The following is a 17,177-nucleotide window of genomic DNA, read 5'->3' as shown; positions in this document are numbered from 1 at the left end:
GAATATCCTTTACTTGACGGCGCCAAAGGTCAGGCCACGTACCATTTGTTTTTGCGTCATCCAGCCGAGTATCAAAATAGGCGCAATCGCCATCGTGGAAGCAGCGGATAGCTTGGCCCAGAAGAGTCCCTCCGGGCTTGAGAAGGAGGCGATATAGGCGGTTAACGGCGCGGCTTTGGAGGTGGTCAGATTGAGACTCCAGAATGCCTCGTTCCAGCTCAGAATGACCGACAGCAGCCCGGTTGAGGCGATACCTGGCAGCGTTAGTGGCAGCAGTAGAAAGAACACTTCCTGTAAGGTCGAAGCACCGTCCATACGCCCCGCTTCTAGAATGTCTTTGGGCATGTCTTTAAAAAAGGTGTAGAGCATCCACACCACGATCGGCAGGTTCATCAACGTATAGATGATGATCAACCCCGTACGCGTGTCTAACAGCCCTGTATCGCGAAAAATCAGATAGATCGGCACCAACACCCCAACCGAGGGCAGCATTTTGGTCGAGAGCATCCACAGCAACGTGCCTTTGGTACGTTTGGTGGGTAAGAAAGCCATGGCATAGGCACAGGGAATGGCAATTAACAGGGCGAGAAACGTTGAGCCAAACGCCACTGCAACGCTATTTAGCGCAAAGCGTGTATAGCCCGAGCGCTCTTGTACCGCCTGATAGCTCTCCAGGGTGGGAGAGAAAATCAACGAGGGGTCGGCAATAGCCGCCGACTCGGTTTTAAACCCCGTCAGCATCATCCAGAAAATCGGAAAGAAAATAAGCAGCGCCACGGACCAGCCCACGAGCGTCAGCAAAACCTGTTTGGCTTGCGCCGACCGCCACCCCGAGACCGAGGCGGGCGCTGCATTTTTGGAACCTAATGTTGTCATCGAAGTGCTCCCAAGACACAAGTGCCGGACTAGTCAGCCAAATTTTTAGCTACCATCCTGACCAGGAAGATCGCCACAATATTGGCGAGGATGATCGCGATCACCCCACCGGCAGAGGCAATACCTACGTCAAAATCCAGCAGCGCACGGATGTAAATCAAGTAGGCCAAGTTAGTGGTCGCCAACCCGGGGCCGCCCGAGGTAGTCACAAAAATCTCGGCAAAAATGGTCAGCAGGAAGATCATTTCGATCATGATCACGACGCTGATAGCGCGCTTTAAGTGCGGCAGGGTAATAAAAAAGAAAATGGCGATTGGTCCTGCGCCATCCATCCGCGCGGCTTCTACCTGATCCTCGTCTAGCGACTGCATCGCGGTGAGCAAAATCAGCAGCGCAAACGGCAGCCATTGCCACGCGACAATAACCACAATCGACGTCAGCGGCAGTGATGAAAACCAATCCACCGCGGGCAGTCCGATAGACTCAGCCAACCATGCAAGCACCCCATTAGCCGGATGCATCATCATGTTCTTCCACACCAGTGCACTCACGGTGGGCATGACAAAAAATGGCGAAATCGCCAAGACCCGGGCGATCCCGCGCCCCACAAACTCTTGCTGGAACAACACCGCCAGCAACGTGCCACCCACCACGGTAATTGTCAGTACCCAGCCCACCAGCAGCAGGGTGTTGCCCATGGCCGCCCAAAGCGCTGGGTCGGTGAGTAGATATTGATAATTTTCCACCCCGGCGTAGCCGCTCATGCCGGGCATTAGCAAGTTGTAGTATTGAAAGGAGAACCATAGCGTCATGCCTAGCGGCACAATCATCCAGAGCAATAACAGCGTTACCGCAGGCGCTTGAAGCGAAAGCGTCCTTAGCCCGCCGACCGTCCGGCCAGAAGCACGTGTTTTATTCATGGAAATACCTGCGAAAAAAACTGAACTGGCAGCGATAAAACGCCTGCCTCAGTGGCTAATCACCAGCTGAAAAGGCAGGCGTTGGGTTTGGTTTATCGTTCGATGTAACCCGCACGCTGCATGGTGCGTTCGGTGGCACGTTGGGCACTGTCTAACGCTTGCTCGACGGTAGTGTCACCGGTTAATGCGGCAGCAATGGACTGGCCAACCTGGGTACCGATCGACTGGAACTCAGGAATACCGACAAACTGCACGCCCACATAGGGGTTAGGCTCCAGCGTAGAGTCGGTGGGGTCAGCGTCCTTAATAGCCTTTAGCACGAAGTCAGCAAAGGGGGCTGCTTCGGTATACTGCTCATTGGCGTAAGTCGACTCACGGGTGCCTGGCGGAACACTGGTCCAGCCTTCGGTTTCACCGACCAGCTCAATGTACTCTTGTGAGGTCGCCCAGGTAATAAACTCAAGCGCTGCGTCCTTTTTCTCGGAGGAAGCGGGAATTGCTAACGCCCAAGACCACAACCAGTGTGACCCCTTCGGTGTTTCTGCTACTGGCGCCGGGGCAAACCCTAGGCTGTCCGCCACATCAGACTCATTGCCATCGTATAGTTTGCCTGCTGCGGAAGTCGCATCGACCCACATGGCACAGTTGCCGCGGGAGAACAGCGCCAGATTTTCGTTAAAGCCATTGGAGCTTGCGCCTGGCGGGCCGTAGTCGTTAAGCAAGTCGACATAAAACTGGATAGCGTTCACCCACTCTTCAGAATTGAGTTCGGGGTTCCACTCTTCGTCAAACCAGCGACCGCCGTAGGTATTCACCAAGGTGGACACAAACGCCATGTTCTCGCCCCAGCCTGGCTTACCGCGCAGACAGATGCCAGCCAGACCCTCTTCGCTGCCGTGTAGCTTGCCCGCCCACTCACGCACCTCTTCCCAGGTGGGCTGCTCGCTCATCTCAATGCCCGCTTTATCAAACAAATCCTGGCGGTAGTACATCATTGAGCTTTCGGCATAAAACGGCAGCGCATGAAGCGTGCCATCATGGCTTAAGCCATCACGCACAGAGGCCAGCAGATCTTGTTCATTATACTCGCTGGGCAGCTCATCAAGAGGCGTCAACCAGCCGCGCTCAGCCCAAATAGGCACTTCGTAAGTACCAATGGTCATGACGTCAAACTGACCGCCACCCGTGGCAATATCGGTGGTCATGCGTTGACGCAGCACGTTCTCCTCAAGCACTACCCAGTCAAGAGTAATGTCGGGATGCGCTTCTTCGAAAGCCTCAGTGAGGCTCTGCATGATGACCATATCGTTGTTGTTAACCGTGGCGACGGTAATTTCGGTTTGTGCCTGAGCATGGCTCGATAAGGCAATGGCGGCCGCTAGTGTGGTGACGGGCAAGTGACGTGCGAGTCGCATAAAGCACTCCTATGGGCTTGTATTGGCATTGTTGTTGCCTTGATCTTATTGATCAACAGTCGAACAAATGATCGTACGTCAGCCAAAAAAAAGCAAAGCCCATAAGCTTAGACTTTAAGCTAACTTATTAATCCTCACGCATATTGCAGCGCAGCGTCCTTAGCATTTTTCAACAACCGTGTTTCAACAACCGTGACTCAACCACCATGGTTCATCAGCCATGAATCAAAAACGTGATTCAACAACCGTGGTTCAACAATTCAACGACTCAACAATCTGCCGGGCAGCTACTTCATCGGTAATCAACCCTTTGAGCCAGCGACCACGGAGCGCGGCATGAATGGCGGGCGCTTTTTCACGGCCGCCCGCAATGGCCACCATATGGTGTTTACCAAAGCGCTCCAGAGGGAGACTGGTGACCCGTCGCGTGATCGAACAGTCGATCACTTCGCCGTCGCTGTTTAACGGCCAGCCAAGCAACTCCCCTACCGCGGCCAAGCCTAGTAACTCATCCAGCTCACTTTCGCTGATAAAATGGTCTTGAAACAGGGTGGCCTGACGGTCAATACGCCCAACGCCAATAAACGCGGCTTCTGACTCTCTAGCCACATCCGCAATCGCCTTGAATAACCGCTGGGTCAGCATCGCTTCTTTTTCGGCCAGCGATTCCGCGACCACCGGAGCGGGCAGGAGAAAGCGCTCGCCTTCGGTTTTATCTGCCATCACCATCACGGCATCGTAGCGGTTGGCCGAGCCATCCCGGGCCACGTTACCCACCAGGGATACAAACCGGTGCTGAGGCCGCTCCACACGGCTAAGCGCCTCCACCGCCGCCCGCACTGAACGCCCCGTGCCTAACGAGAGCGTTAAGGGTTCGCTACGCTCTACCAATTGCGCAATCCGCTCGGCCGCCGCCACTGCCAGGTAGGAAGCGGCGCTGTCGGCTGCGTGGTTATCGGCTGGCACCACGTCGCAGTAGGTCAAGCCAAAATGATCGCGCAACGTACTCCCTAACGCCATGCAGTTAGAAATAGGGTGATCGATATGGACTTTCACCAACCCCTCCTGGCGCGCCAACGCCAATAAGCGTTGTACCCCAGGGCGCGATACGCCTAACTGGCTTGCGATCTCATCCTGGGTCATCCCGCCGACGTAGGACATCCAGGCGGCCCTAGCCGCCTGATCCAGCTTTACTTCAAATTTATCCATGTGGCGGCTCTTGTCCTGATCCTGAAAATGCGGTCATTAAACTTTTTCATAAACTCTGTTCATAAACTCTGTTCATAAACCCTGTTCATAAAAACGATCATAAAATCTGTTCATAAAACACGTCATAAAAATATCATCGTACAAAGCTAAGCCCGCGACCAGTCGTCGTCTATCCGCTAACCTAATTAGAGTAACGTGCACATTGTGAACCGACGGAAGGAAGGTTAAGCATGTATAAATTGGCTTTTTTTGTTCCTGTAGACGACGCCGATAGCGTCAAACAAGCGGTATTTGAGGCTGGCGCAGGGCGTATGGGCGCTTACGAAAACGTCTGCTTTCAAACGCGTGGCACTGGGCAGTTCCGCCCCATGGAAGGCGCCCACCCGCATATCGGTGCAGTGGGCAGCTTAGAAAAGGTCGACGAGCTGAAAGTGGAAATGATGTGTGACGAAGCACATATCCATGGCGCTATAGCAGCCCTAAAACTGGCCCACCCTTATGAAGAGGTCGCCTATGACGTATGGACACTGGCCGACCTGTAAATAATGAGCAGCAGGGTCGTTGATGGCTCAAGCGCTACCAAAATAGCGCTCGCGATCCTCAGGGGTCACCATGCTGGTATGCAAGGGAAACTCGTTAGTGGGACGGTCCGCGTAAAAGTGGCGTAGCGTTCGCTCGATGGTGGTAAATGCCAATTCATCCCAAGGTATTTCGTGCTCCTCAAATAGCGCGACTTCCAGGCTTTCAGGCCCAGCACTAAAGCCACCGACTAATTCAGCGCGAAAAATCATGTACACCTGATTGATATGCGGCAGGTCGATGAGCGTGTATAGATTGGCCAGTTCCACCTCGGCACACGCCTCTTCCCGGGTTTCCCTAGCGGCTGCCTGCTGGGTAGATTCGGCGTTTTCCATATAGCCAGCGGGCAATGTCCAATAGCCTTTGCGGGGAGAAATCGCACGTTTACAAAGCAGCACTTTACTGCCGCTCACTGGCAGCGTACCGGCTACAATGCGGGGGTTCTGATAATGGATGGTACCGCAGGCATCGCATAAATAGCGCGGCCGGTCATCGCCGTTCGGGACAGCAAAACGTACTTTAACGCCACACTGGCTGCAAAAATTCATCGCGTATTCTCAACGGCTAGTGAATAGAAGCCTCGACGCGCTTGACGTCAATGACCGCTGCTGGGTAAAAGAGAACAAAGTCATTAGGTGCCCCATGTTAGAGAAACTGCGTAAACGACTGCAACACCTGACGCCTCAACGCTTGGACCATATCATCATGCCCGAGGCCGCCGTGCTGTTGCCAATTGTTGACCATCCCGCGCCGACGTTACTGTTTACTCGACGCGCCAACCACCTTAGCACCCACAGTGGTCAGGTGGCGTTTCCAGGCGGCAAGCGCGAGACCTTTGACGCTGATCTATACGCCACGGCGCTGCGTGAAGCTGAGGAGGAGATTGCCCTAGACCCAGCCGTGGTGCAGCCGCTAGGAAGACTGTCTGATGTTATTTCGCTGCACGGTATTCGCGTAACCCCCTGGGTAGGCATTATTCCGCCTGGATTACCGTTGGTGGCGGACCCCGGCGAGCTGGATGCTATCTTTGAAGTGCCGTTGAGTCATTTTTTGGATGATCAGCGCACCCATACCGATGTAATCACCGTCGATGGCGTCGCCCACTATGTCCCCAGTTATCACGTTGACGGTCATGTCATCTGGGGCCTGTCAGCCATGATGCTGGTAGAATTGCTGGCCGAAGGTTTCGGTATGCCCATTGATATGTATCAGCGTCCTCAGGGCCCACTTCGCCATCATCCTGAACGCAAAAACAGGCTCGATGCCGCGCAGTCTTCATCTTCACCCTCGTTGAGATCCACCAAATGACGCCTACCACCATGACATCAGCGCCTGCTCTTTCGCCAACGACGCAAGTCGCCATTGTCGACGCGCTGGTTGAGCAAGGCTGGTACGTGGGGCGCGCGGCAATCGACCTTGGGCTGTGTGAATCGCTTAATAGCGAACTGATGCATCGAGCAAACTATAACGGGCTGGATGAGGCGGGAATTGGCCGCGGCCAACAACACTCGCTGCGTAAGGATATCCGTGGCGATGCCATTCACTGGCTGGACCGGGAGAGCGCCGCGCAACGGCAGTACCTGGATGCCATGGCTGAGCTACAGCAGGCACTGAATCAAGCGCTGTTTTTAGGCTTGTTTGAGTACGAGGCACACTTTGCTCACTACCCGCCGGGTGCCTTTTATCAACGTCACCTGGACAGTTTTCGTGGTCGCGCCAACCGGGTCATTTCCACCGTCGGCTATTTAACCCGCGACTGGCCAAACGACGGCGGCGGCGAAATGGTCATCTATCATCCCGATGAGCCCCATCAGGAAATTACCCGCGTGGTGCCGGAGGCAGGCACATTTGCCTGTTTTTTGTCAGAAACCATTCCCCACGAAGTACTGCCTACCCGCTATCCACGTACCAGCATCGCAGGCTGGTTCAGGCGCAATGCATCGCTGGGTGGTGTGCTGGACCCAGCGCGCTAACTGCCATACCTCGACGCGAATCTGCCTTCTCTTTCTGGCGCTAACGACGCCTATTACGTACTTGTTATTTAGTACTTACCACGCAGCTCAGCAGCGCCTAGCCAAGAGGCTCAATAGGCATAGCCTCAGCGCGCTGATGGTAAGCGTTCAAATACGCTACAAGAAAGGATACAAAGCATATCAAACGGCCCTGTTAGCCATAGGATGTAATGAAAAAGTTGTAATTTTGAATATAGCAACTAACCTAAGATAAGTCTTAGCGCATAGGTGCGCAGGATGGCGTTAATTACCAACATGTAATTAGCAATTTTAGGAGCAGTAGCACGAGTATTGCTATCGTTAAATTTAAACGAAGACACTACCGTCGCTAATGATTTATTCAGGTGGTTACGCCTTAATAAAATTGCAAGGAGCACGCAATATGAAAATGATCAAACCCGCTATTCTCGGTACGCTTATGGTTCCTGCCTTTATGTTCGCTGCAGGCGCCGCTAATGCCGAAGAGAACACTACCACCATGGAAGCGACTTATCTGACGTCAGCGCCAGAAGGCACATTCCATGCTGATGCCTTAACCGGCAACCAGGTTAGAAGCAGCGTCGAAGATGACGAAGATATTGGTACCATTACCGATTTGGTCATCGGTGAAGACGGCCAAATCCACGCGGTTGTGGTTGGCGTTGGCGGCTTCCTGGGCATGGGCGAAAAAAATGTCGCTATTGAATGGGACTCGCTTGAACTGACCAAAGACGAAGATGGCGAGGATTACGTCATTACCGTCAATGCATCAGAAGACGCTCTGCAATCAGCAGAAGAGTTTAAGCGCGAGCAATAATTAAGCTTGGCTTAATCAGTAACGATTAGTCAGTTATATAAAAGCCTTGGTGAAAGCCAAGGCTTTTTAGTGGGCGGCATTCACCGCCCCGACCTCTTCATCGCACCCATTATTGACTAGTGTTGGAATTAAACATCACTATTGATGACATAAAAAAAGTTCACGCATTAGCCATGCGTGAACCATTGAAACGTTAATTCTAATTCAGCTTACGTTAGATTTACCGTGGTAAACCTTATCAGCCTTTTAAAGTAGCCGTCATGGTGATCTCGGCGTTTAATACTTTAGACACCGGGCAGTTGGCTTTGGCTGTTTCTGCCGCTTCCTGAAAAGCTGCATCGTCAGCGCCGCTAATATCAGCCACAACGTCCAGGTGAATTTTTGAGATATCAAATCCAGCATCGCTTTGTGACAGCGTCACCTTCGCGCTGGTCTCGATAGAATCAGCAGTATAACCTTTATCACCCAAGATCATTGAAAGAGCCATTGAAAAGCAACTGGCATGTGCTGCACCAATCAGCTCTTCGGGGTTAGTGCCTTTTTCGTCCTCAAAGCGTTTTTTGAAGGAGTAATTGGCCTCTAACACGCCACTTTCGGTTGAAATGGTGCCTTTACCATCCTTGAGTCCACCTTCCCAACGTGCGCTAGCTTTACGATCCATGAACAACTCCTTGTGCGTAGTCGATATACAGAATGATGTTGCTAGACAGGGCCTAACGGCATTGACCGTATTGACCACCTTTCCAGCGTAGCTGATTTTTGCCGCTCTGCCGAGCCAATGCTGGATATGACTTTCTTCCTGGTCAGTTCAACCGTAAGCTAGTTAGCCTCCTAATCGCGTTATTAGATATGAAGGTTTCGCTATGTCATCGGCTGATGCGCTGCGTTTGATACTGCTCTCTTCACTATGGGGTCTGTCGTTTATCTTCATGCGCGTCGCCGCTCCCGAGTTTGGCGCGGTGCCATTAGTGCTGGTGAGAATGGGAGTTGGCGCGCTGCTGCTGTTGCCATTATTAATGAGCCTGCGCTATTTGCGGCTTATCTGGCAGCATAAAGGGGCCCTGTTACTATTGGGCCTGGTGAATCATGTCCTGCCGTTTTCACTGCTCGCCTTGGCAACTACTCGCCTTGAGGCGGGCTTTACCTCGCTGCTGAATGCCACCACGCCGATTTTCACCGCTCTGATTGGCGCGCTCTTTTTTGCCACGCCGATACAGCGCCAACAATATGTGGGCCTGGCACTGGCGCTGCTGGGGGTCTACGTCCTGTCAGCGGATCGACTCGATTTTGCGCTGGGAGGTGACGGCTGGTTTATTATCGCCGTAATGGGAGCCACCTTTTGCTACGGCATTGCGGGTAACTACTCCAAAACGCGCCTTGGCCATTTACCGACACGCGTGCTGGCAGCAGGCAGCTGCGCCATGTCGGCGCTGATGCTGCTGATTCCCGGACTCCTGTTATGGCCGAGCGAGCCGATCACGCCTCTGGCGTGGGGCAATGCGCTAGCCCTCGCGTCGCTCAGCACGACCGTCGCGTTCCTGCTTTACTTTGGTTTACTGGCCAGCGCAGGTGCTACCACTACTTCAACAGTGACTTTTTTGGTTCCGGTGAGCGCGCTGATCTGGGGCTACCTACTGCTTGGCGAAACGCTGAACCTGCAAATCATTGCGGGGATGGTGATAACGCTGGTGGGTACCGCCATCGCGACCAAGTTACTGCGGGTTAAACGTCGCGGAGCACTGCCTCCAGCGTATCCCCCACACGAATGACGCCACCGGCACCAGCAAGCAAGGTGGCGTTTTGGCCGAAATGCGCACCTTTCAAGGTAGGTTGGGTATTCAGCGCCAGCAACGTTTTAAGCGGCTCAGCGGGTGCAGGCATCGTCGCTGAAAGCTGGTCAATAGTGGTGATTTTGCATCGCTGGCAGGGTTTACGCAGCGCTAGTTGAAACGCCCCCTGTTGCTCTGACAGAGTGGCCCAGCGATCCTCCGCCCATGCTTCACTGCTCTCGACGACCATATTGGGCCGAAACCGGTTCATGGGCACAGGCGTGTTACCCGCTGCTACCAAGGCTTGATTTAAGGCATCCAGCGAGGCAGTGGTAGTAATCAAGAACGGATAGGCATCTGAAAAATAGGTATGTGCGGCCCCGCCATCAAGGAAATCTTGTTCAACGGCACGGGGAAAGTCAGTCGCAAACCGCACAAGGCTCAGCCCTTGCGCCTGCTCACCCAAGGCGTTCTCAAGCCACTGGGTCACCTCGCCACTTTCAGGCAATGCTTTACAGTCATCATTCCACACGCGGACTATTCTAAGATTTCCTGCAGGCTCGGCCAGCGGTATGTGCAGCGATTCAACACTCGGGTGAGAAAGCACCAAATATTTATCGGTTAATGCGACCTCAACCGTAGCAAGCGCCGGCAGTTGGCGTTGCGTCACAAAGCGCTGCTGGGCATCTACCAACATCCAACGCCGATCCCACGCAAGCCCATGCTCGTGCACTATGCTCTGGTCGACGTTGATGCCTTTTAGCGACTTAACGGGGTAGATGGTGAGTTGAGTAATCTGCACAGTGGCCTCGCGCTAGGTTAAAACGTCTACTTTAGCCACCCCTACTGCTCGCCGCTACTCAAAAGCGGCTGAATGCTTCAAAAAGGAAAGCCGCTCCATTACAGCGTCATACCGGTATCGATACGATAGCCCAAATCCACCACTTTCTGGGTCAGCGATTCACCCCGTATGCGTGCCAATAACTCACCCGCCGCCGCTTCGCCTATGGCTTGACGGGGAGTCACCACGCTCGCTAGTCTCGGCGTCATTACGTGACCCACATCATGGCCATGAAAACCGGCCAACGCCATACGCCCAGGCACCTCAATACCACGACGCTGACATTCAAAAAAGGCCCCCACCGCTACGTCATCATTGGTGCAAAACAGGCCATCAGCCGTGGGATAATCGCTAATCACCTGCTGCAGTAGCGCGGCCCCGACACTGTAAGACGAACGCTGAGTACTTTGCAGGGTAACCGGCGTTAACCCGTGCTCTTCCATGGCACATCGGTAGCCCCGCTCACGTTGCCGGGTACGTTCATCCAGCCTTACCGCCAGATAGATCACCTGACGCCGACCTCGGCAAATCATTTCGCTCACCATGTCATACGCGGCTTGAACATTGTCATAGCCAACGACTTGCTGCAGCGGTGGGCGATGCGTATCCATAATCTCCACAATCGGTATGCCGGCGGTCTCCAGCATGCGCAAGCTACGTGACGTGTGATCACGGTCAGATAGAATCACCCCATCGACGTTATACGATAGCAGCGAGGCTAAACTACGCTCTTCAAGCTCGGGACTATAACCATAGTGAGAAAGCATCAGATGGTAGTTCGCCGGCTCCGTAATCCGTTCAATACCCAGTATTACATCAGCAAACACCTGATTGGTAAGCGATGGCACCAATATTCCAATCGAATGGCTGGTGGCTCTGGAGAGTAAATCGGGGGCACGATTGGGGATGTAACCAAGCTTTTCGGCGACCGAAAAAATACGTTCACGCAGACCTTCCGACACCGTTTCAGGATCTCGTAGACAACGGCTCACCGTCATTTTGGTGGCCCCAACATGATCGGCAATATCCTGTAAGGTGGGTCGTTTTTTCTTCAAGAAATAACTGCCTTATGCAACGAGGAAGCAAGGGGGCTAAGCCTACCTAATGCGTAACCCCCTGCCTATTTCTTTAACTGTGTGATCAACTTAGTGATCGCGCTGACGCTGGCAGTGACTCCAAAAAACGTTTAACGATTTCTTCGGGCGACAACGCGATCGACACGTTAACGGCTTCGTCTTCACCTGGGGGTTCAAGGTCGGCCAACTGGCTGGCTAACATGGTATCGCCTTTAAAGAAGTGGCCAGCACGGGTCTCCAGGCGCGTTAGCAGAAGCGTCTGGGAACCTTCCAAGTAGAGAATATTCAGTGCTGGATCACCGTCTCGCAGACGATCACGGTAGCGTTTTTTTAGCCCTGAACAGGCAATCACCAACGAGGTATCCCGCGCTCGATAGTCGGCAAAAAGCGCTGCCAACGTATCCAGCCATTCGCGCCGATCATCATCATTAAGCGGCATGCCGCGAGTCATTTTGGCCACGTTGGAAGGCGTATGATGGTCATCGCCATCAATAAAGGTCGCTCCCAACGTGTGCGCCAACTGACGCCCAACATGCGACTTTCCCGAGCCGGACACACCCATCACCAAAATACGATGCGATAAGCTCTTCACAATGGCGCTCCCCTTCATTCCCAAGAACCTTAATTGCCGCGCACGGCGGTCAAGTCAGGCAGCCAGGTGACGACGCCCGGGAACGCAATCAAAATCACCAGTACCACTAACAGCGCTGCATAGTAAGGCAGCATGGCTTTAACGAGCGATTCCATGGAAACCTTACCGACCCCGCAGCCGACATAGAGACAGGTGCCTACCGGCGGCGTTAACAGGCCGATACCCAATACAAACGCCATCAGCACCCCAAAGTAAGCTGGATCAACGCCTACCGACGTGACAATCGGGGCCAGCATTGGCGCCATGATGACCATCGCCGGGGTTAAATCCATGACGAAGCCTACCAATAGCAACAAAAAGGCGACGATGAGCAGCAGTAAAAAGGGGTCTTGAGTGAGCGCTTTGACCTGGCTGACCAGTGTTTGTGGCACCATATTGATGGTCAAAAACCAAGCAATCACCGTTGCAAAGGCCAATAGCATCATCACCATGCCGGTCAATCGGGCAGTGCGAATCAGCATGCCGCCCAATTCTTTAAGCTTAAATTCACGGTAGACCAGCAACGAAATAGCCAACGCATAGAGCAGTGCTGCGACAGCGGCTTCAGTGGCGGTAAAAACACCACCGATAATACCGCCAATCACAATCACCGGTAACGCTAGCGCAAGCCAGGCGTCCTTGAATGCTTTCCAAAGGCGATCCCAGCGGAACTCACGCACACCACCGCCCTGTTTACCGGCGAGAATATAGGTGGTGACCATCAGAGCAAAGCCAATGATTAGACCCGGAACAATACCGGCAATAAACAGGCGACTAATCGAGGTTTCGGTGACAATACCGTACAAAATCAGCGGAATGGAAGGCGGAATAATAATGCCAATCACCGATGAGACGGTGTTGATCGCGGTGGCGTTGGCAGCGGTGTAGCCCTGCTCTTTCATTGAAGGGATCATCATCGCCCCAGTGGCCGCCGTGTCAGCCACCGCTGAACCGCTAATACCACCAAAGAACATCGAGCCAGTGATGGCTACCTGCCCTAGCCCTCCGCGCACAAAGCCCACTAACGCACCGGCCAGTTCCATCAAACGGCGAGCGATGCCACCATTGCTCATGACTTCGCCGACTAAAATAAAGAACGGGATCGCCAGTAGCGGGAAGCTGTTCACGCCACGAATCGACTGCTCAATCATGATCGACAGCGGAATATCCGAGAGTACCGCCATCACCAACGCGGCCACCCCCAAACCAAACGCAATCGGCAGCCCAATAACGATGGAGGCTAATAAAATAGCCAGAAATATCCATAGCATGATTAGCGCTCCCGCTCAGGATGACGAATAACGTTTAAGCTGACCCACATACGCCATAGCGATACCGCCGCAATGAAAATGACGCATAGCACTAGCGAAAGGCTGATGAAACTGAGGGGCACGTCTAAAATCGCCGATCGACCACTCGAGTGCACCAACACTTGATAGCCACCCCATATCATGACGCCCATTAAGCCGGTAATAATAAGGTGCTGTAACAGATAGAGCATATGCGCAGAACGTAACGACAAGCGTCGTACCAGAGCGTCAACGGCAATATGTTCATAGCGAGAAAATGCCGCTGCAGCACCGATAAAGACCAGCCAAATAAACAGCATGCGCGCCAACTCATCTGCCCACGGCAGTGAGTGATTAAAAAGCGCTCGCCCCACGACGTTGCATGAAACGGACACAATCAAGGCCACTAACAGTGCCCCAATCAAATACTCCATACCCAAGGTAAGCCAGCGGAACAGCACTGGCCCTTGGCGGGTATCGGTATCGATTTCCAATTGCTTGCGGTTGGGATCATCCAAATATACCGAAGGATCTTCCATCGGCTCCGGACTATTAGGGGGCGTGGATGAGCCAGAGGGTGTAGAGGAGAGTGACATAAGAACTCCAGGGGCACTGACACGTTGGGCAGGCGCGCGGCCTGCCCAATAGCGCACTACACGTGAGGATTAGGGATTGCTCTCTTCGACAATCTGTTGAATATCGGCGATCAGGTCTTCACCAATGCGCGGTGCCCACTCTTCATATACTGGCTGTACAGCCTCTTGGAAAGCGGCTAACTGCTCTTCATTCAGACGGGTAATCTGCATACCACGCTCGGCCAACTGTTCGCGAGACCAATCATCGTACTCGGCTGAGAGTTGAATTTCGTAGTCAGCCGCCTGACGCGCAGCCTCCAGCACCAGCTCTTGGTACTCGGGATCCATCCGGTCCCAGGTGCGTTCAGACAGCATCATGATAAAGGGAGTATAGACATGGCGTGTTTCAGTGCCGTAATCCTGCACTTCATAAAAGTTGGACGTCAGGATGGTACTCCAGGGATTTTCCTGTCCATCAACCACGCCCTGCTCCATCGCAGAGAACAGCTCGCCAAAGGCCATTGGTGTCGGGTTGGCGCCTAAGGCTTCCCAAATCGCCAGGTGTACCGGGTTTTCCATGGTCCGCACACTCAAGCCACGCACATCCATTCCCGCAACATCGTCGGGACTAGTGACGGGACGAGCGCTATTAGATAACTGGCGATAGCCATTTTCAGAGAAGGCGAGCGCTTTCAGGCCAGTGCCCTCAAAGGCGTCTAGCATTGACTGGGCCACATCACTTTGCATGACGGCCACTGCGGCTTCACGGCTAGGCAATAAAAACGGCAGGTCGAAAGCCGCGAGTTGCTCAACATAGCCGGTCGTCGCCGAGCTGGAGGGATAGGTCATATCCAGCGTGCCGGTTTGCAGCATTTCCAGCATCTGCACATCGTCGCCTAATTGGCTGTTAGGGAAAACGTTAACGGTGATACGGCCATCAGTGCGCTGTTCTAGAATTTCTCCAAAGTATTGGCTGGATAAATACTGCGGTGAACTTTCGGCAAGACCGATGCCCATGCGCAAGGTATGCGAGCCATGATCACCGACGACCTCCCCTTTAATCTCGGGCGGGTCTGAAAGTTCAGGGCTCTGCGCATGAGCCATTCCAAACGTTAACGTAGTCGCACCGACCAGGGTAAGCGTGCTGCGCCAAATAGCGGTCATTGGCTATCTCCAGAGAATCGTTATTGTTAATGGGAACTTAAAAGCCGGCAATTTGTTACCGGTAACATTTAATAAGCCAAGGCTAGCTATCTGCCTTCAGCGTGTCAAAACAAAACACCCCATTTGCGACCAACGTCTAGCCCTAGTCACTGGCGCGTCATCACGCTACATTAGTCATCATCATTTGTTTTGGAGCACCCATACTTGTGCAACCCTCTTGTAGAGAACTAGAACTCGACCATCAGCTCTGCTTTGCACTTCATTCAACGTCGTTAATGATGACCAAAGTATACAAACCGCTGCTTAAAAAGCTGGGGCTAACCTACCCTCAATACTTGGCCATGCTGGTGTTGTGGCAAGACGACGGTATTACCGTCGGTGCGATGAGCAAGCGTTTGCTAACAGACCCTGGCTCGCTTACGCCACTGTTAAAACGCCTTGAAGCAGATCAACTGCTGAATCGCCAACGCAGCCACAAGGATGAGCGCGTGGTAGAGCTTTATCTCACTGACAAAGGTAAAGCGCTCCGCGAAGAGGCGTACGATATTCCCAGCTGTGTGGTGCATGCGAGCGAGCAATCCGTTGAAGCATTGACCGCCCTGAAAGATGATTTGGTGCGATTGCGCAAAAGCTTGCAAAAGAACCTGTAGCGTCGAGCCTTTTAGCGAGAAGGCTGAATTATCATTCATCAATTATATTGCGCGCAAAATAAAATAGCGCTAAATTAAACGTGCATTAATAACTAATCACTCTGGCAGGAGAATGAAAATGACAGCAACTACTATCGAGCATGTTGTTTACCGCGCCCAGGCTACCGCAACCGGAGGCCGTGAAGGCCACGCTAAATCGTCGGATGACGCGTTGAACGTCAAACTCAGCACGCCAAAAGAGTTGGGCGGTGCGGGAGGAGACGGCACTAACCCCGAGCAGCTTTTTGCTGCTGGTTATTCGGCCTGTTTTATTGGGGCTTTAAAGCACGTGGCTAGCCAGGAAAAAGTGAAGCTTCCCGAGGACACCCAGGTCGAGGGGAACGTCGGCATTGGCGCTATCGAAACTGGCTTTGGTATTGAAGTAGAGCTCAAGATCAGCCTACCGGGCCTTGACCAAGAAGTGGCCCAGCAGCTGGTCGATAAAGCCCATGTCGTGTGCCCTTACTCCAACGCAACGCGTGGCAACATCAATGTCACGCTGACGCTGGTTTAACCTGCTCATCTGCTAGTGCCCACGCCACCGCTTTTTGCGCATGCAAAGCGGTGGTGTCGTATAGCGGTACTTGGGTATCGCGTTGGTTCACCAACATGGCAATTTCGGTACAGCCTAAAATGACCGCTTGGGCACCTTGGGCATACAGCGAATCGATAATGGCCAAATAGCGTTGGCGCGACGCCTCTTCGACACGCCCTTGGCAAAGCTCGTCAAAAATGACGCGATGAACGATGTCGCGATCGGCTGCCTCTGGCACACAGACCTCAATGCCGAACTGCTCTTGTAAACGGCCAGAGTAAAATGCCTGCTCCATGGTAAAACGGGTGCCCAGCAGCCCCACACGCGTAAGTCCATCGGCCTGTAGGCGTTCAGCGGTGGCATCAGCGATATGCAGCAGCGGAATAGTGATGGCTTGCTCAACAGCCGGAGCCACTTTATGCATAGTGTTGGTGGCAATCAGCAGGCACTCGGCCCCTGCACGTTCAATATCTTGGGCAGCGTTGGCTAAAAGCGCCCCGGCAGCAGCCCAGTCTCCCTGGCGTTGAAGGGCTTCGATGTCAGCAAAATCGACACTGACCATCACGATTCTGGCTGAATGAAGACCACCCAGTGCCGCTTTGACACCCTCATTTAACGCCCGGTAGTAGCCCTGGGTAGACTCCCAGCTCATGCCGCCCAATACACCGATAACACGCATTTCCAATCTCCTGATTAACGCAATATTTTATTAACACGCTAATGACAAGCTTACCCTTGCAGCCACTTAACCTCATCCCCATAACGAGGGTAAACGCACAAAGTATGAATGGCCTCTATGCT

20 protein-coding genes are annotated in these 17,177 nt (G+C 53.2%); 7 read left to right on the top strand and 13 right to left on the bottom strand.

Annotated features, from left to right (window positions below; genetic code table 11):
* Window positions 1-9: 9 nt before the first annotated feature.
* From ACFFLD_RS08140 to ACFFLD_RS08125, 4 genes are all read right to left on the bottom strand, one after another.
* A complete protein-coding gene (locus ACFFLD_RS08140; RefSeq protein WP_386038983.1) occupies window positions 10-876 on the bottom strand; it encodes a carbohydrate ABC transporter permease in 867 nt (288 codons plus the stop codon).
* 29 nt (window positions 877-905) lie between these two features.
* The gene (locus tag ACFFLD_RS08135; protein ID WP_386038981.1) at window positions 906-1,796 is read right to left on the bottom strand and encodes a carbohydrate ABC transporter permease; all 891 of its coding nucleotides are present in this window, start codon (window positions 1,794-1,796) and stop codon (window positions 906-908) included.
* A 92-nt stretch (window positions 1,797-1,888) separates the two neighbouring features.
* Window positions 1,889-3,211, bottom strand: a complete 1,323-nt coding sequence (locus ACFFLD_RS08130) for an ABC transporter substrate-binding protein (RefSeq protein ID WP_386038979.1) — start codon at window positions 3,209-3,211, stop codon at window positions 1,889-1,891.
* A 252-nt stretch (window positions 3,212-3,463) separates the two neighbouring features.
* Window positions 3,464-4,420: a sugar-binding transcriptional regulator gene (locus ACFFLD_RS08125; RefSeq protein ID WP_386038977.1), complete on the bottom strand. Its 957-nt coding sequence runs from the start codon at window positions 4,418-4,420 to the stop codon at window positions 3,464-3,466.
* 230 nt (window positions 4,421-4,650) lie between these two features.
* Between ACFFLD_RS08125 and ACFFLD_RS08120 the strand changes: the two genes are divergently transcribed.
* Window positions 4,651-4,962 (top strand): NGG1p interacting factor NIF3, encoded by a 312-nt coding sequence (locus ACFFLD_RS08120; RefSeq protein ID WP_386038975.1) that lies wholly within the window; start codon window positions 4,651-4,653, stop codon window positions 4,960-4,962.
* Window positions 4,963-4,989: 27 nt separating this feature from the next.
* Here ACFFLD_RS08120 and ACFFLD_RS08115 read toward each other — a convergent pair whose 3' ends face one another.
* Window positions 4,990-5,547: an NUDIX hydrolase gene (locus ACFFLD_RS08115; RefSeq protein WP_386038973.1), complete on the bottom strand. Its 558-nt coding sequence runs from the start codon at window positions 5,545-5,547 to the stop codon at window positions 4,990-4,992.
* Between the two features lie 94 nt (window positions 5,548-5,641).
* On the opposite strand from ACFFLD_RS08115, the gene ACFFLD_RS08110 reads away from it, so the two are divergent.
* From ACFFLD_RS08110 to ACFFLD_RS08100, 3 genes are all read left to right on the top strand, one after another.
* Window positions 5,642-6,307, top strand: a complete 666-nt coding sequence (locus tag ACFFLD_RS08110; RefSeq protein WP_386038971.1) for a CoA pyrophosphatase — start codon at window positions 5,642-5,644, stop codon at window positions 6,305-6,307.
* Window positions 6,304-6,972 (top strand): 2OG-Fe(II) oxygenase, encoded by a 669-nt coding sequence (locus ACFFLD_RS08105; RefSeq protein ID WP_386038969.1) that lies wholly within the window; start codon window positions 6,304-6,306, stop codon window positions 6,970-6,972. The genes ACFFLD_RS08110 and ACFFLD_RS08105 overlap by 4 nt, the downstream gene beginning before the upstream one ends.
* Before the next feature lie 421 nt (window positions 6,973-7,393).
* Window positions 7,394-7,807, top strand: coding sequence for a PRC-barrel domain-containing protein (locus tag ACFFLD_RS08100; RefSeq protein ID WP_386038967.1), 414 nt, complete (start codon window positions 7,394-7,396; stop codon window positions 7,805-7,807).
* Window positions 7,808-8,045: 238 nt separating this feature from the next.
* Here the strand turns inward: ACFFLD_RS08100 and ACFFLD_RS08095 are convergent, their stop codons facing one another.
* On the bottom strand, window positions 8,046-8,468 hold the full coding sequence (locus ACFFLD_RS08095; RefSeq protein ID WP_386038965.1) for an OsmC family protein: 423 nt from the start codon (window positions 8,466-8,468) through the stop codon (window positions 8,046-8,048).
* Between the two features lie 202 nt (window positions 8,469-8,670).
* Between ACFFLD_RS08095 and ACFFLD_RS08090 the strand changes: the two genes are divergently transcribed.
* Window positions 8,671-9,576, top strand: a complete 906-nt coding sequence (locus tag ACFFLD_RS08090) for a DMT family transporter (RefSeq protein WP_386038963.1) — start codon at window positions 8,671-8,673, stop codon at window positions 9,574-9,576.
* Here ACFFLD_RS08090 and ACFFLD_RS08085 read toward each other — a convergent pair.
* The 6 genes from ACFFLD_RS08085 to ACFFLD_RS08060 all read right to left on the bottom strand — a co-directional run bounded on the left by ACFFLD_RS08085 (window position 9,530) and on the right by ACFFLD_RS08060 (window position 15,152).
* Window positions 9,530-10,378 (bottom strand): MOSC domain-containing protein, encoded by an 849-nt coding sequence (locus ACFFLD_RS08085; RefSeq protein WP_386038962.1) that lies wholly within the window; start codon window positions 10,376-10,378, stop codon window positions 9,530-9,532. The genes ACFFLD_RS08090 and ACFFLD_RS08085 overlap by 47 nt on opposite strands.
* A gap of 98 nt (window positions 10,379-10,476) precedes the next feature.
* Window positions 10,477-11,472 carry a gluconate operon transcriptional repressor GntR gene (gene gntR / locus ACFFLD_RS08080; RefSeq protein WP_386038960.1) on the bottom strand — a complete coding sequence of 332 codons (996 nt, stop codon included), beginning with the start codon at window positions 11,470-11,472 and terminating at the stop codon, window positions 10,477-10,479.
* A gap of 85 nt (window positions 11,473-11,557) precedes the next feature.
* Window positions 11,558-12,085, bottom strand: coding sequence for a gluconokinase (locus ACFFLD_RS08075; RefSeq protein WP_386038958.1), 528 nt, complete (start codon window positions 12,083-12,085; stop codon window positions 11,558-11,560).
* Between the two features lie 29 nt (window positions 12,086-12,114).
* Complete coding sequence (locus tag ACFFLD_RS08070) at window positions 12,115-13,395, bottom strand: TRAP transporter large permease (protein ID WP_386038956.1); 1,281 nt, start codon at window positions 13,393-13,395, stop codon at window positions 12,115-12,117.
* Between the two features lie 2 nt (window positions 13,396-13,397).
* Window positions 13,398-13,952, bottom strand: a complete 555-nt coding sequence (locus ACFFLD_RS08065) for a TRAP transporter small permease (RefSeq protein WP_386040410.1) — start codon at window positions 13,950-13,952, stop codon at window positions 13,398-13,400.
* A 126-nt stretch (window positions 13,953-14,078) separates the two neighbouring features.
* The gene (locus tag ACFFLD_RS08060) at window positions 14,079-15,152 is read right to left on the bottom strand and encodes a TRAP transporter substrate-binding protein (protein WP_386038954.1); all 1,074 of its coding nucleotides are present in this window, start codon (window positions 15,150-15,152) and stop codon (window positions 14,079-14,081) included.
* A gap of 206 nt (window positions 15,153-15,358) precedes the next feature.
* On the opposite strand from ACFFLD_RS08060, the gene ACFFLD_RS08055 reads away from it, so the two are divergent.
* Window positions 15,359-15,802: a MarR family winged helix-turn-helix transcriptional regulator gene (locus tag ACFFLD_RS08055; RefSeq protein WP_386038952.1), complete on the top strand. Its 444-nt coding sequence runs from the start codon at window positions 15,359-15,361 to the stop codon at window positions 15,800-15,802.
* A gap of 118 nt (window positions 15,803-15,920) precedes the next feature.
* On the top strand, window positions 15,921-16,355 hold the full coding sequence (locus ACFFLD_RS08050; RefSeq protein ID WP_386038950.1) for an organic hydroperoxide resistance protein: 435 nt from the start codon (window positions 15,921-15,923) through the stop codon (window positions 16,353-16,355).
* Here ACFFLD_RS08050 and ACFFLD_RS08045 read toward each other — a convergent pair.
* Entirely contained in the window at window positions 16,336-17,055 is a 720-nt protein-coding gene (locus ACFFLD_RS08045; RefSeq protein ID WP_386038948.1) for an aspartate/glutamate racemase family protein, read from the bottom strand. The two genes, ACFFLD_RS08050 and ACFFLD_RS08045, sit on opposite strands and share 20 nt — an antisense overlap.
* Window positions 17,056-17,177 lie beyond the last annotated feature (122 nt).

It is taken from the genome of Vreelandella sulfidaeris (assembly GCF_042429665.1).
GTDB lineage: Bacteria > Pseudomonadota > Gammaproteobacteria > Pseudomonadales > Halomonadaceae > Vreelandella.
Note: the sequence above shows the minus strand (reverse complement) of the source record. Positions and strands in the feature narration are given on the sequence as shown.